At 26.3% G+C, this 24,459-nt stretch carries 26 protein-coding genes; 3 read left to right on the forward strand and 23 right to left on the reverse strand.

What is annotated here, in order from left to right:
* Positions 1–26 precede the first annotated feature (26 nt).
* The 3 genes from ABCP60_RS11235 (at position 27) to ABCP60_RS11245 (ending at position 3,756) form a co-directional block, all read left to right on the forward strand.
* Positions 27–791 carry a helix-turn-helix domain-containing protein gene (locus tag ABCP60_RS11235; protein WP_166505720.1) on the forward strand — a complete coding sequence of 255 codons (765 nt, stop codon included), beginning with the start codon at positions 27–29 and terminating at the stop codon, positions 789–791.
* Between the two features lie 142 nt (positions 792–933).
* Positions 934–1,506, forward strand: a complete 573-nt coding sequence (locus tag ABCP60_RS11240; protein ID WP_195237438.1) for a manganese efflux pump MntP family protein — start codon at positions 934–936, stop codon at positions 1,504–1,506.
* A 102-nt stretch (positions 1,507–1,608) separates the two neighbouring features.
* On the forward strand, positions 1,609–3,756 hold the full coding sequence (locus tag ABCP60_RS11245) for a YhgE/Pip domain-containing protein (RefSeq protein ID WP_092924954.1): 2,148 nt from the start codon (positions 1,609–1,611) through the stop codon (positions 3,754–3,756).
* 67 nt (positions 3,757–3,823) lie between these two features.
* On the opposite strand, the gene ABCP60_RS11250 is transcribed toward ABCP60_RS11245, so the two are convergent.
* From ABCP60_RS11250 to ABCP60_RS11360, 23 genes are all read right to left on the reverse strand, one after another.
* On the reverse strand, positions 3,824–4,255 hold the full coding sequence (locus tag ABCP60_RS11250; RefSeq protein ID WP_092924952.1) for a hypothetical protein: 432 nt from the start codon (positions 4,253–4,255) through the stop codon (positions 3,824–3,826).
* 104 nt (positions 4,256–4,359) lie between these two features.
* Entirely contained in the window at positions 4,360–5,679 is a 1,320-nt protein-coding gene (locus tag ABCP60_RS11255; RefSeq protein ID WP_092924950.1) for an MATE family efflux transporter, read from the reverse strand.
* Positions 5,680–5,843: 164 nt separating this feature from the next.
* Positions 5,844–6,941 (reverse strand): Nif3-like dinuclear metal center hexameric protein, encoded by a 1,098-nt coding sequence (locus ABCP60_RS11260; RefSeq protein WP_343101781.1) that lies wholly within the window; start codon positions 6,939–6,941, stop codon positions 5,844–5,846.
* Positions 6,942–6,954: 13 nt separating this feature from the next.
* Complete coding sequence (locus ABCP60_RS11265; RefSeq protein WP_092924946.1) at positions 6,955–7,647, reverse strand: class I SAM-dependent methyltransferase; 693 nt, start codon at positions 7,645–7,647, stop codon at positions 6,955–6,957.
* A 70-nt stretch (positions 7,648–7,717) separates the two neighbouring features.
* On the reverse strand, positions 7,718–8,881 hold the full coding sequence (gene rpoD, locus ABCP60_RS11270; RefSeq protein ID WP_242871306.1) for an RNA polymerase sigma factor RpoD: 1,164 nt from the start codon (positions 8,879–8,881) through the stop codon (positions 7,718–7,720).
* A gap of 17 nt (positions 8,882–8,898) precedes the next feature.
* A complete protein-coding gene (dnaG, locus tag ABCP60_RS11275) occupies positions 8,899–10,710 on the reverse strand; it encodes a DNA primase (RefSeq protein WP_166506273.1) in 1,812 nt (603 codons plus the stop codon).
* A 329-nt stretch (positions 10,711–11,039) separates the two neighbouring features.
* On the reverse strand, positions 11,040–11,825 hold the full coding sequence (gene aroF, locus ABCP60_RS11280) for a 3-deoxy-7-phosphoheptulonate synthase (protein ID WP_166505727.1): 786 nt from the start codon (positions 11,823–11,825) through the stop codon (positions 11,040–11,042).
* Complete coding sequence (gene folK, locus ABCP60_RS11285; RefSeq protein WP_092924942.1) at positions 11,806–12,312, reverse strand: 2-amino-4-hydroxy-6-hydroxymethyldihydropteridine diphosphokinase; 507 nt, start codon at positions 12,310–12,312, stop codon at positions 11,806–11,808. Before folK ends, aroF begins: the two co-directional genes overlap by 20 nt.
* Entirely contained in the window at positions 12,305–12,670 is a 366-nt protein-coding gene (folB, locus tag ABCP60_RS11290; protein ID WP_092924940.1) for a dihydroneopterin aldolase, read from the reverse strand. Before folB ends, folK begins: the two co-directional genes overlap by 8 nt.
* Before the next feature lie 8 nt (positions 12,671–12,678).
* The gene (folP, locus tag ABCP60_RS11295) at positions 12,679–13,470 is read right to left on the reverse strand and encodes a dihydropteroate synthase (RefSeq protein ID WP_166505728.1); all 792 of its coding nucleotides are present in this window, start codon (positions 13,468–13,470) and stop codon (positions 12,679–12,681) included.
* Between the two features lie 13 nt (positions 13,471–13,483).
* Positions 13,484–14,056, reverse strand: a complete 573-nt coding sequence (folE, locus tag ABCP60_RS11300) for a GTP cyclohydrolase I FolE (RefSeq protein ID WP_092924936.1) — start codon at positions 14,054–14,056, stop codon at positions 13,484–13,486.
* Between the two features lie 17 nt (positions 14,057–14,073).
* Positions 14,074–14,775 carry a hypothetical protein gene (locus ABCP60_RS11305; protein ID WP_166505729.1) on the reverse strand — a complete coding sequence of 234 codons (702 nt, stop codon included), beginning with the start codon at positions 14,773–14,775 and terminating at the stop codon, positions 14,074–14,076.
* A gap of 16 nt (positions 14,776–14,791) precedes the next feature.
* Positions 14,792–15,547, reverse strand: a complete 756-nt coding sequence (locus tag ABCP60_RS11310; protein WP_166505730.1) for an aminotransferase class IV — start codon at positions 15,545–15,547, stop codon at positions 14,792–14,794.
* Positions 15,537–16,886, reverse strand: coding sequence for an aminodeoxychorismate synthase component I (gene pabB, locus ABCP60_RS11315; RefSeq protein WP_343101782.1), 1,350 nt, complete (start codon positions 16,884–16,886; stop codon positions 15,537–15,539). Before pabB ends, ABCP60_RS11310 begins: the two co-directional genes overlap by 11 nt.
* Complete coding sequence (locus ABCP60_RS11320; protein WP_092924928.1) at positions 16,886–17,470, reverse strand: aminodeoxychorismate/anthranilate synthase component II; 585 nt, start codon at positions 17,468–17,470, stop codon at positions 16,886–16,888. The genes pabB and ABCP60_RS11320 overlap by 1 nt, the downstream gene beginning before the upstream one ends.
* 156 nt (positions 17,471–17,626) lie before the next feature.
* Positions 17,627–17,950: a hypothetical protein gene (locus ABCP60_RS11325; protein WP_092924926.1), complete on the reverse strand. Its 324-nt coding sequence runs from the start codon at positions 17,948–17,950 to the stop codon at positions 17,627–17,629.
* Between the two features lie 173 nt (positions 17,951–18,123).
* Positions 18,124–18,816 carry a polysaccharide deacetylase family protein gene (locus ABCP60_RS11330; RefSeq protein WP_092924924.1) on the reverse strand — a complete coding sequence of 231 codons (693 nt, stop codon included), beginning with the start codon at positions 18,814–18,816 and terminating at the stop codon, positions 18,124–18,126.
* Between the two features lie 24 nt (positions 18,817–18,840).
* On the reverse strand, positions 18,841–19,806 hold the full coding sequence (locus ABCP60_RS11335; RefSeq protein ID WP_343101783.1) for a CAP-associated domain-containing protein: 966 nt from the start codon (positions 19,804–19,806) through the stop codon (positions 18,841–18,843).
* A 120-nt stretch (positions 19,807–19,926) separates the two neighbouring features.
* Positions 19,927–20,712 (reverse strand): hypothetical protein, encoded by a 786-nt coding sequence (locus ABCP60_RS11340; protein WP_343101784.1) that lies wholly within the window; start codon positions 20,710–20,712, stop codon positions 19,927–19,929.
* 287 nt (positions 20,713–20,999) lie between these two features.
* Positions 21,000–21,866, reverse strand: coding sequence for a YitT family protein (locus tag ABCP60_RS11345; RefSeq protein WP_092924918.1), 867 nt, complete (start codon positions 21,864–21,866; stop codon positions 21,000–21,002).
* A 380-nt stretch (positions 21,867–22,246) separates the two neighbouring features.
* Positions 22,247–22,936 carry an LrgB family protein gene (locus tag ABCP60_RS11350; protein WP_343101785.1) on the reverse strand — a complete coding sequence of 230 codons (690 nt, stop codon included), beginning with the start codon at positions 22,934–22,936 and terminating at the stop codon, positions 22,247–22,249.
* A gap of 2 nt (positions 22,937–22,938) precedes the next feature.
* Positions 22,939–23,301, reverse strand: coding sequence for a CidA/LrgA family protein (locus ABCP60_RS11355; protein WP_092924914.1), 363 nt, complete (start codon positions 23,299–23,301; stop codon positions 22,939–22,941).
* 103 nt (positions 23,302–23,404) lie between these two features.
* Positions 23,405–24,370: a WG repeat-containing protein gene (locus ABCP60_RS11360; RefSeq protein WP_195581251.1), complete on the reverse strand. Its 966-nt coding sequence runs from the start codon at positions 24,368–24,370 to the stop codon at positions 23,405–23,407.
* Positions 24,371–24,459: the final 89 nt, after the last annotated feature.

The following is a 24,459-nucleotide window of genomic DNA, read 5'->3' on the forward strand; positions in this document are numbered from 1 at the left end:
AATTGAAAACTTCAGGGGTGGTCTTCATGCAAAATTTGATACAATTTATAGAGGGAAAGACAAATAAAAAAATTAATTTTTTCGAGTATAATAATCAAAGTATTAGCAAAAACCAAAATGTAGTAACATTTAATGATAAAGCTTATGTTATAGAGTTTATAGAAGATATAACTATAGATAATATAAAAGGTTATTTTTATATATTCTATCAACAAGACTGTGAACTAGATAATTTAAAGGGAATATTATATAACTTATATGATAATATAAAATTATTTTTATATGAAAATTTATTAATATTAAATTCAGATTATAAATTAGATATTAATTTTCATACACCAGAAATAATAGAATCAGAGACTTATAGAAATACTTATATTATTAATTTAGGTGAAATATATGACATAAATATATTTAAGTCTAGAGTATCTATTTTTAATGAAATACCTAAAGACTTCCTTATAAATAACACTTTTTTTAAAAACTACATAACTTTAAATGATTTAATAATATATAAATCTATATATTTTATAAAACACGACAGACCTTTTTACGATTTGATAGATTTTGAGTCTATAAAAACAATGGATATAAACTTGTTAAATACAGGAATATGCTTTATAGAAAATGATCAAAATATTTCTAAAACTTCATCATCATTATTTTTACATAGAAATACACTTATATATAGATTAGATAAAATTAAAGAAATACTAAATCTTGATTTGAAAAACTTTAAAGATGCTTTAATTTTTTATTTAACTATAAAATCTTATATAAATTTTAAATAATAATTTTTGCTTTAACTATTAACAGCTTAATATATTTAAGCTGTTTTTATTTTGCCTAATCTACTTATCACTAAATTACGAATATTTTTATCATATTTTTTATAAAATAAGATTAGCTATAACTTTAAACAAGGAGGATATTATGGGATTTTTAACTATATTTTTTACAGCATTTGCACTTTCAATGGATGCATTTGCCGTATCTCTTACAAAAGGTATGACTCTAAAGAATATAAATTTTTGGCTAGCTTCTAAAGTAGCTTTTTTCTTTGGATTATTTCAAGGCGGTATGCCTTTAATTGGTTATTTATTAGGTGTAAATTTTGAAAGCTATATAAAAGCATTTGATCACTGGATTGCTCTAATTTTACTAAGCTTTCTCGGTTTGAAAATGATTTTAGATGCAAAAGACAAACCTGAAGATACTACTTCATATTACATAAATAATAAAGATCTCATTATATTGTCAATTGCAACTAGCATAGATGCACTTGCTGTTGGAGTTAGTTTTTCCTTTTTAAGTGTAAATATAATTCCTATATCACTTACTATATCTTTAGTTACATTTATAGTATGTTTTTTAGGTGTTTTATTAGGAAAAAAAATTGGTAATTTATTCAAATCATCTGCTCAAATAATAGGAGGAGTATTACTTATTTTAATAGGTTTGAACATATTCAATGATCATACAGGTATTATAAATTTACTATTTTAATATATATTACAATTTTTTAACTTTACTTTTTATTGTATAAATAATATAATATAAAATAGTTCTAAATCTAACCTTATTTAGTCAACATGGAGGTGTAAAGACGTGAAAAATATTTTTAAAATATATAAAAAAGACATAAAGGATATTTTTACAAACAAAGTATTGTTAGTAATAATACTAGGACTAACTGTCTTACCATCATTATATGCCTGGTTTAATATAAAGGCATCTTGGGATCCTTATGGTAGTACTAAAAATATATCAGTTGCTATAGTTAATAATGATAAAGGTACTGAAATAAGGGGTAAGGATATAAATGTTGGTGATGAATTAGTAAAAAAACTTAAAGAAAATGATAATTTAGGTTGGAAATTTGTAGATAAAGCTGACGCAATAAATGGAGTTAAAAAAGGTACATATTATGCCTCAGTTGAAATTCCAGAAAGCTTTTCTAAAGATTTAACTTCATTAACTTCTGATGAAGTAAAAAAAGGTAAGATAGTATACACAGTTAATGAAAAAATAAACGCGATAGCCCCTAAAATTACAGATAAAGGTGCTTCAACTATACAAAATGAAGTTAATCAAACAGTAGTAAAAACTGTTAGTCAAATTATATTTGAAGTATCTAATAATTTAGGTATAGAACTTGAAAATCAACTTCCAAAGCTATCTAATTTAGAAAGTGAACTTATAGATGTTCAAAGTAAATTTAAAGATATATATAAAACTGTAAATCTTGCTTCAGATGCTACAGATAAAGTACAAGATCTTGCTAAGGAATTAAAAAAAGATGTTCCTTTAATAACTTCTACTATATCTAATACTAAAAAGTTAGCATCAGATGTAAAAGTATTTTTGCAAGATAGCAAAGGTAGCTTAGATAAAGTTGCTCCTGTAATAAAAGAAGATTTGCAAATAGTATCTAAAGTTTCATCAAGTGCTTCATCAAATATATCATCTATAATAGATGCGATAAATAACGGTGCTGATAATATACCTCAACTTATAGATAGCTTATCATCAAAGCTTTCTACTTTATCAAGTACAAGTAATACAGTACTAGACTTTTTAAATAAATTAAATGCTATTAAACCAGGTGGGCCTCTAGAAAATGCTATATCATCTTTACAGTCTATAAATAATAGTTTAAATAATGCTACTAACGCTTTAAATGCTATAAAAGGACAGATTGCAAATGGAGAAAAACCTTCTTTAGATAAGTTAAATAGTATATTAAAGGTTGTAAATGATGTAAACCAAATTTCTACATCAATTTTAAATAATTTTGATTCAAAAATAGTAAATCCTATAAATAACATATTTGAGGGAAGTTTCAATACTGCTAATGAAGTTATTAGTGTGTTAGATAAAGCTCAAGCAAAACTACCTCAAGTTGAGGATATACTAAATACTACGATATCATTATCAGATAGTGCAAAAGATAATATATCATTTATAAGAAAAAAACTACCTATAGCTAAATCAACAATTGATGAATTAGTTAATGCTATGAAAAAAATAAACTCAAGTGACGATGTTAATGAGTTAATATCTTTACTTAAAAGCGATGCTATAAAACGTGCTGAGTTCTTAAAGCAACCAGTAGAGCTAGTTACAGATAAATTATATCCAGTAGCTAACTACGGAGCTGGTATGACTCCATTTTATACAGTATTATCTTTATGGGTTGGTGTACTTTTATTAATGTCATTACTGTCTGCTAATGTACATGGAGATTACAAACCATTTGAGATATACTTTGGTAGAGGACTTACTTTCTTAACTATAGCTATAATACAAGCTTTTATCGTAAGTGCTGGTGATTTATATATTCTAAATGTTAAAGTTATTGATCCTTTATCATTTGTATTATTATCAATGTTTACAAGTATTGTATTTACAGCTATTGTATACTCATTGGTCTCTATATTTGGAAATGTAGGAAAAGCAATAGGTGTAATACTATTAGTTATACAAGTTGCTGCATCAGGAGGTACTTTCCCTATACAAGTTACTCCTCCATTTTTCCAATACGTAAACCCATTTTTACCATTTACTTATGCTATATCTGCTCTTAGAGAGACTGTAGGTGGTATTTACAAACCAGTATTGATAAAAGATATATATGTATTAATAGTATTCTTAATAATACCTATAATATTAACTATACTATTTAAAGGTATTATTAATAAATATACAAAACCTATAACTGATAAATTTAATGAAAGTGACTTAACTGGACATTAAAATTTAATATAAAACATTAATATGGTAAAAAGTCTTCCTATAATCTTTAGGAAGACTTTTTACCATATTAATGTTTTATGTCGTCGTAATGTATACCAACTCCAGGTCTATGCTTATTTACTTCTCGTTCTTCATGTTCTCTTTCTTCTATTGCTTTATTTACATATCCTTCTAACTCTTCTTTACTTACATTTGTACAATTTTCTTCTATTATTCTATTTGAATTAAATTCATCTACTTTGGATTTTAAGTCATCGTCAAAACTATCCATGTCTTCATCACAACAATAAGCTCTGCTATCATAATCATCATAATAATAAGATTCATTTTTATAATCATTACAACAATTGAAATTTTTATTCATTCTTTTATTCTTAATAGCCTTATATGCAAAATAGCCCCCTAATCCAACTAAAACTCCTCCTGTATATACTAAGGCTTTTTTACTTTTTACGTTGACTTCATTTTTCATTTTACGTTTAACTAAGTACTTTACCATAGAACTTTTTCCTCCTTAAATGTCATATACTATATTAATAGTATTTGTATTATCTAATAAAAAATTCTTCTATTAAAAATAAAAAAATAACCCTTAAATTAGGGTCATTTTTTTTTATATACATATATATAAGTTATAATTAAAGTTAATACTTCAGCAAACACAGCACTTAACCATACTCCATTTACACCTAAGAATATGGGAAGTATAGTTATACCTATTATAATTAGTATAATCCCTCTTGATAATGATATTGCATTAGATAATATCCTATGTTCCATGGATTGATAATATGCTCCATTAACTATATTTATCCCCATAAATATAAATGCTAAGAAGTAATATCTTATGGCATTCACAGTTATATCTACAATCTGACCTTTTTCACTTGTAAACACTCCTACTATAAATTGTGGAAATAATATACCTATAATATAGAAACTTAATCCAACAATTATAGAAGTCTTCAGACCTTTTTTTCTTACTCTCTTTACTCTATCTATCTTATTTGCACCATAATTTACACTTATTATAGGTTGCATAGCTTGTGATATCCCCGTAAATATAGCTGCTGCTACTAAAGATACATTTGCTATTATACTATATGCACTAACACCTATATTACCTACTATATTTAGTAATTTCAAGTTAAATATAAATATTACTATTCCAGATGATATTTCAACAATAAAGCTTGGTAAACCATTAAATAGTATCCTTGATATATCTTTTACATTGATTTTAAATTTTATAAATCTTAAGCTACATTTTTTAGATATAAAGTGAGTTAAAAGTATTAATAGGTTTATAAGTGATGCTATTGATGTAGCTAAACCAGCACCTTTTATACCCATATCAAAAATAAATATTAGTAAATAATCCAAAATAACATTAGATAAACCACTAGTTACAGTAGCTATCATAGCAAGTCTTGGATTATGATCATTTCTTATAAAAGCTGATGTAGTATGAGCTAAGATATAACTAAATGAAAATATTAAAACACCACTTAAATACTCTTTTACCATATATATATTACTTATATTAGCCCCTAGTATATACCCTATTTTCTCAGTAAATATTTTCCCTAAAGTAGATAATGTAATTCCTACTAAAATAGCTATTATAATAGATTTTGTAAATATCCTTTGTGACTCAACTATTTCTCCTTTTCCTCTACTTATACTTAAGGCTGTAGCCCCTCCCATACCAAACAAAAGCCCTAATCCATTAAATAGATTAAATATAGGTATACATATATTTAAAGCAGCTAATCCATCGCTTCCTATACCTTGTCCTATAAACATAGTATCTGCTAGTATACAGAACGATACTGCTAGCATACCCAAGACACTATTAATTAAATACTTATAAAATAACTTATTTATATCTGAATTTAAAAATACACTTTCTTTATCTTTCATTTACTTCTCCTCATACATATATTTATATATAGTATTTGCTATAATGAAAGTATATTATTCATATTAGTAAGCATTCTATAAGCTTATATTTAATATATAGATATGTTTTCTAATAAATAGTAAAAAAAATAATGACATAAAAATATGTCATTATTTTTTGTGTTTTATACTATTTTAAATGGATTTAAATCTATATTACTTTTTAAAACTTCTATATCATGTATATCATCTAAAAATCTCTTCATAACATCCTTAAATATATCTTCAGTTTCAAAGTGCCCACAATCTATTATACACATCCCCATGTCTATTGCATCTTGTGCATCATGATATTTAACATCTCCAGTTATTATAACTTCACAACCACTTCTTTGAGCTTTCTTAACCATATCAGCACCAGAACCTGTAACTAAAGCTATTTTACTTATAGTAGTATCTAAACTACCTACTACTCTAATATGTTTCATATTTAGCTTTTCTTTTATAGAATTACTTAAATCTTTTAAACTAATCTTTTCTTTTAACTTAGTAACTCTACCTAAACCAACTGAATTTCCTTTATTCTCTAGTTTATATAAATCATAAGCTACTTCTTCATAAGGATGAGCATTTATCATAGAGCTTAAGACTCCGCCTAATATTTTTTGAGGTACAATAGTTTCTATTTTTACCTCTTTAACACATTCTATCTCTCCTTTTGTTCCTATAAATGGATTTGTGCCCTCTAAAGGCATAAAGTTACCTTCTCCTCTTGATGTAAAGCTACAGTGACTATAATTTCCTATATGACCTGCTCCTGCTTTTCCTAAAGCATTTTTAACCTTATCTATATGAGTCTCAGGAACATAAACTACTAGCTTATATAATACTTCGTTATTTGTAACTTCTAATACCTTACAATCTTCAAATCCCATTAATTCCATGAAGTAATCATTTAAACCATCAAATGCTATATCAAAGTTTGTATGCATAGAATAAAGTGCTATATCATTTTTTATTAATTTATGTATAAGTCTTCCTTTTAAATCCGATGTATTTATTTTATTCATCTTTTTAAATATAAATGGATGATGAGTTATTATTAAGTCTATATTATTTTCTATAGCTTCATCTATAACTCTTTCATTTGCTTCTAGAACTACTAATACTTTTTTAATATCACTGTTAAAATCACCCACTAAAAGGCCTACATTGTCCCAGTCATAAGCTAAGTTTAATGGGTATTTAGCTTCTATATTTTTTATAAGACTTTTAAGTAACATAATATCATTCCCCTTATAAAGTTTTTAATTTTTCTAATTTAGATATATTAAGTCTACTATCTTCTATTTTCTCATCTATCCCTTTTCCACTTTTTCCTTCTAATTTATTAAGTATTGAAGTGTATGTATGTATTCTTTTATCTATAAACTCATTTAGTAATTCATCTTTATTTTCTATAAGTTTATTTCCTACTTCATAAAATATTTCATCTTCTACATTAGTATTTTTCCCAGTATATTTAGCCACTATTATTTCATATATTCTGAAATCTTCTCTAACTAAAACCTCATCTAATATCTCATATCCATTATTTAATAGATATTTTCTAAGTTCTTTTTGTGCTTGCATTGGTTGAAGTATAAATTTTTCAGTACTTTGTGCTACTTCTATATTAGCTTCTAACAATTCACTTATAAGTATTCCACCCATACCTGCTATTATAACTTCATCAACTTCACCTTTCTTTAATACTTCTATACCTGATCCTAATCTCAAATCAACTTTATCAATTAAATTATTATGTCTAACTTCTTTTCTTGCATTTTCAAGCGGTCCTTTATTAACATCTGCAAGTATTGCAAAATCTATGTTTCCTTCATTTAATAAATGTACTGGTATATATCCATGATCTGTTCCTATATCAGCAATTTTTTTGCCTTTAGTAACTAAAGATGCTATTTTTAATAATCTATCTGTTAACTTCATTTATATAGTCCTTTCCTTATTTCTTAGATGCAAAAAAACGCCTTATATAAAGGCGAGTTTTTGGTATAATCTAGTCTAAGTAGTCTTTTAATTTTTTAGATCTACTTGGGTGTCTTAATTTTCTTAAAGCCTTAGCTTCTATTTGTCTTATTCTTTCTCTTGTTACATCAAACTCTTTACCAACTTCTTCAAGAGTTCTTGCTCTTCCATCTTCAAGACCAAATCTTAACTTTAATACTTTTTGTTCTCTTTCATTTAAAGATCCTAAAACTTCTTCTATTTGTTCTTTAAGTAGTGAATATGCTGCAGCTTCTGCTGGTGCTGGTGCTGCATCATCTTCTATGAAATCTCCTAAATGACTATCTTCTTCTTCTCCTATTGGAGTCTCAAGAGATACTGGATCTTGAGCTATTTTCATTATTTCTCTTACTTTTTCTTCTGTCATATCCATTTCTTTAGCTATTTCTTCAGGCTTTGGATCTCTACCTAATTCTTGAAGAAGCTGTCTAGATACTCTTATTAATTTATTTATAGTCTCTACCATATGTACTGGTATTCTTATAGTTCTTGCTTGGTCAGCTATAGCACGAGTTATAGCTTGTCTTATCCACCATGTTGCATAGGTACTAAATTTAAATCCTTTTTCATAGTCAAATTTTTCAACAGCTTTTATAAGACCTAGGTTACCTTCTTGTATTAAATCAAGGAAAAGCATACCTCTTCCTACATATCTTTTAGCTATACTTACAACTAGTCTTAAGTTTGCCTCAACTAGTCTTTGTTTAGCCATTTCGTCCCCTTCATTCATTCTTCTAGCTAATTCTACTTCTTCATGCGGCTTAAGTAAAGGTATCTTACCAATTTCTTTTAGATACATTCTAACAGGATCGTCTATACTTATACCTTTAGGTAATGATAAATCTATAGCTTCTAATTCCATAGGTGCATCATCTTTTGATAATTCTTCATCTACACCATCTTCTAGCACATCTATATCTAAATCATCATCTGATGAGAAATTAATATCAGCATTTTGAGGTTTGCTTTCTATAACCTCTATACCTAAGTTTCCTAAAGTTTCATATAAATTTTCTATTTGATCTTTATCAAGTTCAGTTTCAGAGAAAGCTTCCATTATTTCCCCTAAAGTAAGAGATCCTTGCTTTTTACCTTTTTCAATTAATCCCTTAGCTGTTATTCTTTTTGATTCTTTTTTATTTGTTTTATTTTCCACACTCAGACCTCCCTTCATTAAAGCTTTTGTAGCATTCTTCTTATTTCCACGATTTTTAAAGCAATTTCCATAATCTTACCATCTACCTCTTTCGTGTCACTATTATTTTTATTTTTTTCAATTTCTTTTTGTTCTTTTAATAATCTATTCATTTTTTCATTAAGAGTATTTTTCTTTACATTCTTAATAATATCATCTACACCCTTGACATTATTCAAGCTCATATTATTCAATGATATATTTTCTATATCTTTAATGTATTCTTCGGATATGTTTAAACTTTTAATTTTGTCAATAGTTATTTTGTCCAATTCTTGATTTTTAATTATCCAATTTAAAATTTCTTTACTTTCATCTAATAAAAAATCATTGTCATTTACTTTTAGTACGATTATATCTCTTAGTTTTTTATCTTCTATCATTAATTTTATAAGATTTTTCTCAACAAACTTTTCTCCATTTGTTATAATCTTAGGTTTTTCTATTACAACTTCGTCTTTTTTTATATATTTACTTTTTTGGTATTTATTATTTCCATTTTTATTATAACTTTTTCCATATATTTCCCTTTTTATGGAATCTATACTTATTTGTATTAAATCACTTAAGTATTTAGTATAATAGTCAATTTCAACAGGACTTTTTACTTTTTTTATTATTTTAGATGCCTCTTTTGCAAATTTAACCTTATCTTCATCTTTATTTAGATTAAATTGTTTTTTTAGATTATTTATTCTAAATATTATTTGATTTATTGACTCATCTATTGCCTCTTGGTATCCTTTAACTCCATATTTTCTTATAAATTCATCTGGATCTTTGCAATCCTTTAAATTTAATACTTTAACATTTATATCTATATCACTTAATATTTCTATAGCCCTTAATGTAGCTTTTATACCTGCTTCGTCCGAATCATATGATATAATAACATTATCAGCATATCTTTTAATTAACATACCTTGTTCTTTAGTAAGTGCCGTACCTAACGTAGCTACTACATTTTTTATACCATATTGATAAAGAGATATTAAATCCATATATCCTTCAACTAATATCAAAGTCTTATTTTTTATTTCTTTCCTTGAGAAATTAAGGCCATATAAATTATACCTTTTATTAAACGTTATTGTATCTGGGGAATTTAAGTATTTAGGTAATGAATCATCAAGTACCCTACCTCCAAACCCTATAACATTTCCTCTATAATCAAATATGGGAAACATAACTCTATTTCTAAATTTATCATAAATTTTGTTACTTTCTTTTTTATGTGCTAATAGCCCACATTCTATAAGATCTTTGTTACTATAACCTTTTGATGTTAAATAGTCCATAAGTGAATTCCAAGATGCTAGTGAATACCCAAGTCCAAATTTTTTTATGATTTTGTTATCTAATCCTCTACTTCTTAGGTATGCATATCCACTATTTTTCTTAGTGTGTAGGTTAGAAAAATAAAATCTAGCCGCTTCTGTGTGTATATCTTGGAACTTTTTTATCTTTTCTAATTTTTTCTTAGATTCTTCATCCATATTAGTATTAATTTCAATTCCATACTTCTGAGCTAAAACTTTTACTGCATCAATAAAATCTAGATTTTCCATCTTCATAACGAAGTTAATTACATCTCCACCCTCTCCGCATCCAAAGCATTTATAAATTTGCTTAGATTCATTTACATAAAATGATGGTGTTTTCTCGCCATGAAAAGGACAAAGTCCCTTATAGTTTATCCCAGATGATTTAAGCTCTATATACTGGGATATTGTGCTTACTATGTCACATCTACTTTTAACTTCTTCTATTATATCTTTTATATCATTCATATTATCACCTTCTGGTGTAATTTTTTCTAACATTACTATTTTACATTATATTTTAAATTTGTCAAATCCTCATTATACACAATTCGACTTTTTTTGTTAACATCCTTCTTATTTTTTTATTTTTTTATTATTTAATTCTATCTATATATTTATTATACGTTATTTATCTACAATTTTAAAATATCACATATTTTTTGAATTAAATATGTCTTTTGCAGATTAAATCTATTCTTATATAATTTTTCCTATTTTAATATAAATACCCTTATTTTTTAATATTAATTAAATTAATTTTAGCAAAATAAAAAAAGAGGTAATTACCTCTTTTTTTATAAATTAATTGAATTCATTAAATCTTCAAATTCATTAAAGTGAAGTGACTGCATACCATCTGATAATGCATTTATAGGATCTGGGTGAACTTCTACCATTATACCATCAGCACCTGCTGCAAGAGATGCTATAGACATTGGTTTTACTAAATATCTTACTCCAGTTGCATGAGATGGATCAACTACAATAGGAAGACCTGTCTCCTTTTGTATTATAGGTACAGCTGCTAAATCTAATGTATTTCTAGTATAATCATTATATGTTCTAATTCCTCTTTCACACATGATTATTTTTTGATTTCCACCTATGGCAATATATTCTGCTGCTCCTATCCACTCACTTATAGTAGATGATAAACCTCTTTTTAACATAACAGGCTTATCTTGTTTACCTACTTCAGTAAGTAAACTAAAATTTTGCATGTTTCTAGATCCAATTTGAATTATATCAGCTACTTCATATAGTTTATCTAATTCTCTTGCATCCATAAGTTCAGTTATAACAGGCATTCCTGTTTCTTTCTTAACTGCTTTTAATATTTCTAATCCTTCTTCTTTTAATCCTTGGAATGAATTAGGAGATGTTCTAGGCTTATATGCTCCTCCTCTTAAAATATTTGCTCCTTTTGATTTAACAAATTTAGCTGTTTCTAAGAGTTGTTCATAACTTTCAATAGCACAAGGTCCTGCCATTACAAGCTTATTTTCCTTTACTATTAGCTTAGAGTTTTTATCCGTATTTATCTCAATCCTTATGTTGTCATCAAACAAATTTTTCTTCATCGCCTACGTACTCCTTTACTTGTTCTCTCTCCTCACAAGTTAGCGAATTTAAGTATTCCTCTATAGTTTTATTTTTAATTTTTAATTTTTTATTTAAATCCATAAGAGGGATAAGCACAAATGCTCTCTCACTTATTCTTGGATGAGGTATGTATAAATTTTCATCCTTCAATATTATATCATTGAAAAATAATATATCAATATCTATAGTTCTTGGTCCCCATCTTATAATTCTTTCTCTATTTAACTTTTGTTCTACCTCATGACAAAACTCAAGCAAGTCATATTCATTTAAACTTGTTTCTATTTCTAAGCACATATTTAAAAAATCTGCTTGGTCAGTATATCCCCAAGCCTTTGTTTCATATATCTTAGATTTTTTTAAAACTTTTATTTTACTGTTATTTTGTATTAATTCACAAGCAGAGTCTAAGTAATTAAGTCTATCCCCCATATTTGTTCCAAGACCCAGATATACTTTATTCATCTTTATTTCTCCTTATTTCAACGCCGAAATAGTCATATATTCCATTTACTGGAGCCTCTGGCTTTTTAACTCTAACCATTATGCCTTTAACTAAATCAAACTTCTCAAGTACTTCTTTAGCTATATTTTCTGCTACTGCTTCGATTAAATTAAATCTCTTATTTTCTACAATTTCTTTTACTACAACATATACATCAGCATAACTTACTGATTCATTCATATTATCACTTATTCCTGCTTTTTTTGTGTCTACATTTAATTCTATATCAATAAAAAACTTTTGACCTAATACACTTTCTTCCTTTAAAACACCATGATATCCATAAAAACCTAGGTTATTCATTAATATTTTATCCAATTTAATACCTACTTTCTATATATAGCATCAGCCATTTTTGCTGCCATTAAATTTTCCTTAACATCATGCACTCTTACTATAGAGATACCATCTCTAATACCTAAAACTGTAGTTGCTATAGTTCCTTCTAATCTTTCTTTTGGCTCTACATTTAATACATGTCCTATTACTGACTTTCTAGATGTTCCTAAAAGGATAGGATACCCTAATGAATTTAATTCATCAAGTCTTCTTAATACTTCTAAATTTTGTTCAACATTCTTTCCAAATCCAATACCTGGATCTAGTACTATTTTTTCTTTTTTTATGCCTGCATTAAGTCCTATTTTTATACTTTCTAATAAGGATTTTTTCATTTCTTCTATAATATCACCATCATAATTAGTACCATCTTGGTTATGCATTATACAAACGTGTGCATCATATTTTGCAATAGTACTTGCCATATCTTTATCCTTTTTTAGTCCCCATATATCATTTATCATTTCAACACCTAATTTTAAAGCTTCATCGGCAACCTTAGCTTTATATGTGTCTACTGATATGGGAACATTTACTTCTTTTTTTAATTCCTTTATAACTGGAATGATTCTTTTTATTTCTTCGTCAGCTTCAACATATTTATGACCTGGTCTTGTTGATTCTCCACCTAAGTCTATTATATCTACACCTTCTCTTACCATTTCTTTAGCACGATTTATAGCTTTATCTATATTATTAAAGTCACCGCCATCAGAAAAACTATCTGGTGTAACATTTAATATTCCCATTATATAAGTTCTCTTTGAGTAATCAAACATTTTTAATCTCCTATTACTTCATAGTTATTAAGCTCATAGCTTCTGCTCTAGCCGCTATGTCTTTTTCAAATATACCTCTTACTGCTGATGTTATAGTTTTTGAACCTGGTTTTTTAACACCTCTCATAGTCATACACATATGTTCAGCTTCAACAACAACTATAACTCCATAAGGTTCTAATTCTTGCATTATTATATCCGCTATTCCCTTAGTTATTCTTTCTTGTAATTGTGGTCTTTTAGCGAATGTTTCAACTACCCTTGCCAATTTTGAAAGACCTGTTAATTTACCGTCTTTAGGTATATATGCTATATGAGCCTTTCCAAAGAAAGGAACTATATGGTGTTCACAGCATGAATAAAAAGGTATATCTCTAACTAACACTAATTCTTCATGACTTTCATCTTGGAAAATTACTTTTAAATGCTCACTTGGGTCTTGATGAAGACCTGCAAATATTTCTTCATACATTCTAGCTACTCTATCTGGAGTTCCTATTAGCCCTTCTCTATTTGGATCTTCTCCTATAGCTTCTAATATGTCTCTTACAGCTTTTCTTATTTTATCTTTATCTACCTTGCTCATTGGTTTAGCCCCCTTGATTAGTAAGTTATTTTTATGTTTTTGCTTACTTTTATATTATTAAATGCGTAATTATGCACATTTAGTAAGTCTTCATATTTTTTTGTTTTTAGCGTTTGTTCAACTAAATTATATAGATTTATATCTTCTTTTTTTAGTGTACTAAGTAGTTTTTTATCTTTAGGTACCCACTTATTGTTTATAGTAAAATACCCAACTATTATATCTTTTAAATATAAATTCGTCAAAAACTCAAATTCAAAAAAATCTATTTTACTATTATTATTTATTCTATCTAGATTACCTTTTATTTGAGATTTTAAAAACTCTTTTTCGCTTTGTGAAAGTTTTTTAGGCCCTTCGCTTAGCTTTTTTTTACATATGCTTATTAAGTCTTTTGCTTCATCATTTAAATCGTATAATATTTTTGGATTTGACATTTCTTTTAAGAAAAAATACTCTCTTGAATCTATTAACTTATAAATACCTTCTTTTGAAAAAATATTTATATCAAATTCTAAGTTATCTATAGTTTTTATAATTCTAGTTTGAGTATTCCCCTTACTAACTATTACAAATATATCAAAATCATTTATAATCATACTACTATTTTCTATATCTATACTCTTAGAGGAACCTACTAAAAATACACTTTCTGTATTTTCATAACTTATAATTTTTTCTATTTCTTTAGTATATATGTCATAAACCCTATTTCCCATTTATTTCTCCTAATTTCTATTTATATATTTTATCTTTATATGCTTTTGTTATTTTATCAAATAATTCATTTCTATTATTGAATTTGATACCTTCTATCTCAATAACTTTCATCATTTCCATTATGCTATTTGTTATAAATACAAAGTCAAATTCTTTAATTTCATCTATGTTTATATTAGTTTCTAATAGTTGTATATTCAATTCGCCACAAATTTCTATAATCCTTCTTTTTACAGTTCCACTAAGTATAGGAAATTTATCACTTATAGTAAATATCTGTTTATCTTTAATGAAAAATATATTGCTCATAGAACATTCTAGTATGTTATCTTCTGCATCTAAAAATATACCATCATCATATCCATTTTCAGTAGCATAATTTTTAGTATATATATTTTCAAAGTAATTAGTAGTTTTATGTCTATGTATTATACTATCTCCTCTTCTTATAGGGGATATATTTAATCTAAATCCAACTTCATACATTTCTTTGTTATATAGTATATTTCTAACCGATATATTATATCCTTCATCGAATACTGTTAATCTTAAGGCTTTATTTTCAATATTATTCTCTTTAATATATTTTAATATTTCTTCTTTGTAAAATTCTTTATCATTATTAATTAAAATGTTTAACTCACTAAGTGAGTTAAACATTCTATCTATATGTATATCTATATCTATTGGGCTTTTATCTACTTTTATAGTTTCAAAAACCCCTATTCCAAATTTAGCTAAACTGCTAGAAAAATTCACATTATTCTTCATAATAGCCTCTTAATGCTTTCATTATAGATTTTGCTTTATCTAATGTTTCTTGGTATTCATCTTCTGGATTTGAATCCCAAGTCATACCTCCTCCAACTTGGAAGTATACTTTCTTATCTTGTTTTATAATAGTTCTTATTGCTATATTTAAATCCATATCACCATTAAAACCTATATAACCTATAGAACCTGTATATATATTTCTTTGAGTAGGTTCTAATTCATCTATAATTTCCATAGCTCGAATTTTAGGTGCTCCTGTTATAGATCCTCCAGGGAATGTTGCTTTTATAACATCCACACAACTTCTGTTATCATCTAGCTCTCCAACTACTGTTGAAACTAAATGATTTACATTTGCATATGGTTCTATTATAAATAATTCAGGTACCTTTACCGTTCCTATTTTAGATATTCTTCCTATATCATTTCTTTCTAAATCTACTATCATAAGCAGCTCTGCTCTATCTTTTTCACTATTTCTAAGTTCTTCTTGTAATCTTAAATCTTCCTCTTTTGTTGTTCCTCTTGGTCTAGTTCCCTTTATAGGTCTAGTTTCAACTTTTTTATCTATACATTTTATAAATCTTTCTGGAGAGTTAGATAATACATTAGTATCTTCAAAGTTTAAAAAAGCTCCAAATGGTGCTGGACTTATATTTCTTAAATCTCTGTAAAGTTCATAACTAGAAAGTGTAGTTTCTCCTTCAAACCTTTGAGTAAGATTTGCTTGGTATATATCACCTTGTTTTATGTAATCTTGTACTTTTCTAACTGAATTCATAAATTCTTCTTTAGTAAAGTTTGATTTAAGTTTTATAGGATTAACTTCTATTTTTTCATAACATATAGTGTCTATTCCCTTTTTAGTAGCTTCACCAATTCTTTTTTCTATATCAAGGGCTATTTTTCCCTCTTCCTTTTCATTTAAATTTGGTGTGGCTATATATGTCTTTTCTTCTAAGTGATCTATGACTATAACCCAATTGTATAAGCCAAAATATAAATCATAAGCATTTGTATCATCTTTTGCAGTCCTAGGCAATTTTTCCATATAATTTCCTAAATCATAAGATAAATATCCAACTGCTCCGCCAATAAAAGGAAGGTGTGTATTATTTTCAACTTTATATTTATTTAATTCTTCTTGTAGATTATCTAGTGGGTTATTCTCTGTATTTTTATATTTAATAATCTTAAATGGGTTACTACTTATAAATGAATATCTACCTAGTTTATTAGGGTCCATTGCACTATCTAATATAAAACTATTACTATCATCTTTAAATATAGTAAATATTTCAAATGAGTTTAATTTAGTATCTATTAATTTTATCATTATGCTTGTCCCCCTAATCTAGCTTCGTTTATAAAGTTCTTAAGTATGTCATGCCCTTGTTCTGATAAAATAGCTTCTGGGTGAAACTGTACCCCTTCTATTAGATATTTTTTATGTCTAATTCCCATTATCTCATTTTCATTTGTGATTGCAGTTACTTCTAGTTCTTCTGGAAGATTTTTTGTATCAACTACTAAAGAATGATATCTAGTTACATTTAAAGGATTATTAAGACCTTTAAATACTCCTTTATTTGCGTGGTTTATGCTATGTACTTTTCCATGTACTGGCTTTATAGCTTTTATAACATTAGCACCAAATGCATATCCTATAGTTTGATGACCTAAACAAATACCTAGTATTGGCTTTTTACCTTTAAAATAATTTACAACATCAATACATACTCCTGCTTCATTTGGTGAACATGGTCCTGGTGATAAAACTATAATCTCTGGATTTATTCTTTCTATTTCTTCTATCGTTACTTCATCATTTCTTTTAATTATGATTTCTTCACCTAGTTCACCTATATATTGTACTAAGTTATATACAAAAGAATCATAATTATCAATCATAAGAATCATATCTATTGCCCTCCCCTAAATACTACTTTTTATTATGTTTATTCTCTTTAAGTATCTCCTATATACAATATTAATTATATATTTTTATAGAAATCTATGTCAATATAGTCATCTTTGGTCTAATTTTTTATATTTATTTATATAAAAAAAGAGAAGCTATAAACTTCTCTTTACTACTTTATATCCACTATTATAATATTTTTCTTTTTTACCTTTTTGTTTTCTAGCCTCTATTAATTCTTTAATATGATTTATATAATCATCGTCATCTGAAATTCTAACAAGACTAGATAAATAATATACATCTGTGCTTTTAGGTATTTTTTTATTTATAACCAAATCTATTGCCGTTTTTGCTGCTTCAAAATGTTTCAAATGTGTGTGACCTTCTTGAAAATCCTTTTTAGTATTATATACAACATATCCTTCTTTTACTTGAAATATTATAAAACCTTTTTTTTCATATATTTTATTATACATATATTAAATCAATCCTTTTCAAGATAGTCTTTAATATATGTATATTATCTCTTTAGTCAATTGTTTCGTTTTTTTATTATTTTTACATTATTTTTAAATTATTTTTTAGATATATCTTAATAGTAAAGTGTATATATTATAAATTATTGCTATATATTATTATTTCATATATATTAGCTATTTTCTATCATTTCTGATACAGTTACAAATTTATATCCTTTTTCTATCATCTTAGGTATTAGTATATCTAGAGCTTCTACAGTGTTATTAGTTGCGTAATCATGTAGTAATACTATATCTCCATTTTTTACATTGTTTATTATTGTATCTGCTATTTTATATGCTTTAGGATTTTGCCAATCTCTTGCGTCAACAGTTGTCCAAAGTACTATTTTATATTTATATTTACTTGCTATTTGACCTAAAGTTTTTTGATTATAACTTCCGTATGGTGGCCTAAATAAAGTAGGCTTTACCCCTACAACCTCTTTAATTATTTTTTCACATTTTACTATTTCATCTTCTAATTGTTGTTGACTTAAATTACTTATATCTGGATGATTAAATGTATGATTTCCAATCTCATGACCTTCTTCTTTAGCTCTAATAATAGGCTTTGGATACCAATTAACATGTTTTCCTGCTACAAAGAATGTTGCTTTAACATTATATTTTTTTAATACATCTAACACTTCATTGGTTTCTTTTGGATGTGGACCGTCATCAAAAGTAAGCGCTATTAATTTTTTATCTCTTGAACCATTTTTTATAAATACTTTATCATTACAACTTACTGGATTTTTTAAACTAGCAATTAGCATTATACTTATTGCTATTGTCATAACTTTTATTATGCTATGCTTCATATTATGTCTTCCTTTCAGATTATATTATCTATAAAAGTTTTGAGTGTAATAAATATTATAATCTCCTCCAAATTCAACTCCTACTCCTATACTATTATAATTACCTAAAATATTTTTTCTATGTCCTTTAGAATTCATTAATGCTTCATGAGCATATATTGCACTAGTTTGACCTGCTGCAATATTTTCTCCTGCACTTATATATTTAATACCTTCTTCATTCATCCTATCAAAAGGTGTTTCATTTTCTTTATTAATATGATCAAAGTAGTTTTTATCTACCATATCTAAGCTATGTTTTTTTGAACTTGTAGTAGCCATTTCACTGTATTTTAACTTATTTAATCCATTTTTTGCTCTCACGCTATTAGTTAAATCTATAACTTGCAGTTCAAAACTCTTTTTTAATTTTTCGCTTGGGCTTGCATATATAGATTTCGTATCACTTTCATTTTTAGAATCTATAACTTGATATGAACATATTTTATATTCATCATGTATATCATAAAAGAATGTTATATATTTATTATTTATCTCTATTATGTCATATTGACCTTCTGAATTAATAATATATTTAATATTTCCTTTTTTCTTATATTCTATAGGTGTATACAACTTCCTTACATCATCTCTTTTATCACCTATATTTATATTTTCTGTTTCACATGAATTTAATGAATTACTATATATTCCTTTGACAACTTCATCTTCAATACCTACCATAAAAAAATTATTATAATCATTATTATATATATACCAATTAAATCCATATTCACTTTCATCTATTCTATCTGGTTGACCAAATAACGATAATAATTTTTCTTTACGCTCTCCAATTTTTATATTATAAATGTCTTTTGTATTACTAATATTTATAGACTTATTATTAACATTATTATTTGCATCTATCTCTTTTTTGCTATTATCTATATTTAAATTAAAAAGTAATAAGCTTGTTATTACTCCTCCTATTAATAATATACTTTTCAATGTATCACTCTCCCATACAGTTTATATTAGGATGATAGACATCTTTAAAATTATCATACATAATATATACTATATGTGATAATTTTAATAAAAAAATAACCTAGCGTTAAATAACGCAGGTTATTTTATATAAGAAAATATTTCATCCAGTGTTCTATTACATATTGATGGTTTATCAAATTTCCAAGTGCCTTCATATACCAATTCATCATCTATATAAAATATTCCAACACCATGCTTTTTCCCATGTGCAAATTCACCTTCATATCTTTTTCCATTTGGCCATATATAGGTTCCTTTACCATGAGCTAAATTATTTTTCCATTCTCCTTTATATATAAGTTCTTTTTCATGATCATAGCACTCGCCAATACCCTCCATTTTATTGTATTTAAACTCTCCAAAATATATACATCCATCACTCCATGTATATACTCCTACACCATGTCTTTTCCCACTACACCACTCACCTATATATTCATTACCATTACTATATACCATTTTTCCTATTCCGCTCATTAAATCTTCTTTAAACTCACCTATATACATATTTCCATTTGTAAATATGCATTCTCCATTTCCATCTTTCATATTATCTTTAAACTCACCACTATATTCTATTCCTTCTAAAAATGTGTATATTCCTTTTCCACTCATCTTGCCATCTATAACTGTTCCTATATATACATCTCCATTTGAAAAATTGTATACTTTACTAGCTGGTCTTCTTTGTTTTATATCACTTTCAATTGTATTCTTTTCTTCTATTGCTTTAACTTCTTCTTCAGTAGCAACTTCTTTTTTCTTTGTCTTTAACTTTTGTATAAATTTAACTTCTCTTTTTATATTATTTATAAACTTTACATACTGATTATATATATCAAAATATTCATTAGATAAACTCATATTATGTTTCTCCTATCAAATCTAAATTTATTATAGTCTAAACTTATTATATATTATAAATTATATACTTTTCTATATATTTTTAAATATAATAGATTTACATGAAATAAGATATGTTAATAAATTTATGTCATTAAAAAAGGATATATCTATTTGATATACCCCTTTTTTATAACTAATTTGTGCCATTCTAATTCACCAAATCCAAATACGTTTATATATTTAACTGTAGAGTTAAGTATATTTAATCAATCTCATCTATATTTTAGTTATATTTATTTTTAATTTTATAAGTACTTTTCTTTAAATCCTCTACCCTTAACCTCACTTACATCATTTACAGATATAAATGATTTTTTATCGTATTTTAAAGCAATTTCCTTTATTTTAGGTATCTCATTTGATGATACTATACAATATATAAGTTTTTTCTTCTCATGAGTATATGCACCTTCAGCTTCTAAGAAAGTTACACCTCTATGAAGTTCACTCATTATCTCTTTTGCTATACTATTGCTTTCTCTAGATACAACCATAACTGACTTTTGATAATTCATAGCATCTTTTACAAAGTTCATACAGTATGCACTTATAAACATACCTATTAATGTGTATAATGCTAAATCCATTCCAAATAATACTCCACCTATAGATACTATTAGTATATTTATAGATAGTGTTGTATCTTTCATGGGAATATTTTTCTTAAATTTCAATATTGCAGCTAATATATCTGTACCACCTTGTGATGATTTTGTTCTAAATACAATACCACTTCCAATTCCTGATAATATCCCTCCATAAACACTTTGAAGTAATACATCATTTATAGGTATATATTGAGCTATATCTTGAGTTATACCTAGTAAAAAAGAAAATATCATCATGTTTATTAAGCTAGATATACAAAATTCTTTTTCTAAGTATATAAACCCTAATATAAATATAGGTATATTTATTAAAAATGTTAAAAGACCTATGTTTATTCCAGTTAAGTAATTTATAGCTGTAGAGGCACCTGGTACTCCCCCACTTAATAGATGCGCTGGTCTTAAAAAACCATTGACACCTATACATGCTACAAGCATTCCACCTATTACCACTAAATATCTTAAAAAAGCATTATCTTCTAAAGTGGTGTTAACTTTGCTCATTTTGTTCTCCCTTCAATTCGACCTAAACAAATCACCTAATAAATCAATAGGTAATTTAAATTATGCTTCTCTTTATTCATTGCACATGATATATTATATTATTTTTTTTTAATATGTCTAGTTAATTTTTTTTTACCTATTTTACTTTTTTTTAACTTTTGAATAATTATAAAATTATTTAGCAATAAAAGATTTAAACGAATAATTTCTTGCATAATATATAAATACTGAACAATTTAATTCACAATAAAAGGCAAGAAACATATTTTGTTCCTTGCCTTTTATTGTGTAATATATACTTTTAATTTGAAAATATTTTATTTTAACCTTCATTTTTTGATATTTTAGTATATATATTTTCATTTATAAGAAAAAACTTTTTATATCATATTGATTATTATAGGTATTAATATGACTGTAATTATCCCAGATATACCTATAGATAATCCACTCATAGCACCTTCTATTTCTCCTAATTCTAAAGCCTTTGATGTTCCAAGTGCATGTGCTGATGTTCCAAGTGCTATTCCTTTTGCTACAGGATGTTTTATTCTTCCAAGCTTAAATACAAGCTCTGCCATTATAGCACCAAGTATACCTGTAAATATTATTGCCACTACAGTTATAGACTCTATACCATTTATAGTATTAGTAAGAGATAATCCCATAGGTGTCGTTATAGATTTAGGTATTAAAGAATTTATTATACTAATATCTGCATCTGTAAAACCAGCTATTATCTTTATAGAAATAAATGATACTACTACACCTGTAGTTATACCTACTAATATTTCTAGTATATGTTTTTTAAATAAGTCAAATTGCTTATATAATGGTACTGCTAATATAACCGTTACAGGACCTAAAAAGTAATTTATACTATCTGCACCTTTTTTATAACTTTCATATGGTATCTTAGTTATATTTAAAAGTAATATAATTCCAACTATTGCAATTAAAAGTGGATTCATTAAAGCACTTTTAGTTTTCCTTTGTATATAAAGTCCTATGTTAAAAAATATTATAGTTATTACTATCCCAAATATAGGTGTGTTTAAAACATTATACATGACTAATTCTCCTTAACTTTATTTTTAATCATCTTTTCTACTACTATTCCAGTTATGTACATAACTAAAATAGTACTAAAAAATATAGTTATTAGTAATACAAATACATTTTTTTCAATAAGACCTAACGATCTTATAAGTGAAACCCCTGCCGGTATGAAAAATAAAGCCATATTATCTAGCAATAGATTACCTATATCTTCAAGCTTGTCCACTTTTATTATATTGGCTTTTAAAAGTATAAATAGTAATATCATACCAACTATACTACCCGGTACAATTACTATATTTTGTATGAATGAGCTTATGTACTCACCTAAAGCCCATACACCTAGTATTAATACTAATTGATTAAATAATTTCATTTTTGCCTCCTTTAATTCTGACTAAATCTTTAATGAAATTGTAAAGGGAGTTACAATACTCCCCCCGTATAATACTTTATCATATTTTTAGATATTTTCAAATTTATAGTAGTAATTTTCCATACTTATCTATATAATTGTTATTTTTTCCATTTATTATTTCAGAGTATCCATCTTTAAAATCAGATAGAGATTCATATATTGGAAGTATCTCTATCTCACCACTTTTATTTATAAATCCCCATTTCCCACATTTATTATTATTTATTCCTCTTATAAGTGAGTTAGTATCTATATTAAACCTACCTAACCCTTCTTTAAAGCTACAAGCATAGTCAAATATAGCATCTATAACTACATCACCATTTTTGTTTATATATCCCCATTTTTCATTTATACATACAGCTGCTAATCCTTCGCTAAATGGCTTTGCTTTATCAAACTTAAAATCAATCTTTAATTTCCCATATTTATCTATATACCCCCATTTATTATTATTTCTAACAGCTGCTAATCCTTCACTAAAGTCTGTTGCTATTTCATATGTAGGTTTTATTATAAACTCCCCTTTTCTATTTATATAGCCATACTTATTTTTATATTCTACTAATGAAGTATTATCTTTAAATTGATTTGCATAAGTATATTTTGGAGCTATAATCACTTCTCCATTAGAGTTTATATACCCCCACCTCTTATTTATTTTTATATTAGCTAAACCTTCACTAAAATCACCCGCACATTCATATTTAAAATCTATGGCTAAATCTAAATTTTTATCTAAATATCCATATTTATTGTAGGCTTTGGCTCTAGATAATCCTTCATTAAAATCAGATATACTATCTATGTGTAAATAGACTTTAGTATTTCCTAATTTATCTATATACCCAAATATCCACCTATTGATTCCTCTTATTTTTTTTATATATGTAATGACACTATATCCATCTTTTAGTCGCTCTGATACATACTTGAATTTAGGCCTTACAATAACATTGCCTTCTTTATCTACAAATCCATATTTTCCATCCCTAAGTATCGGGAGAAAAAGCTCTTTATTATCCATACTTATCCTCCTCGCTAAAACTTAATATCCCCTTCTATAAGTTTATTTAAAGGTAGTATTATATATGATTGTGATTTGTAAGATAATAA

It is taken from the genome of Romboutsia sp. MSSM.1001216sp_RTP31141st1_G3_RTP31141_220114 (genome assembly GCF_039031195.1).
In the GTDB taxonomy this organism is placed as follows: Bacteria; Bacillota; Clostridia; order Peptostreptococcales; family Peptostreptococcaceae; genus Romboutsia_C; species Romboutsia_C hominis.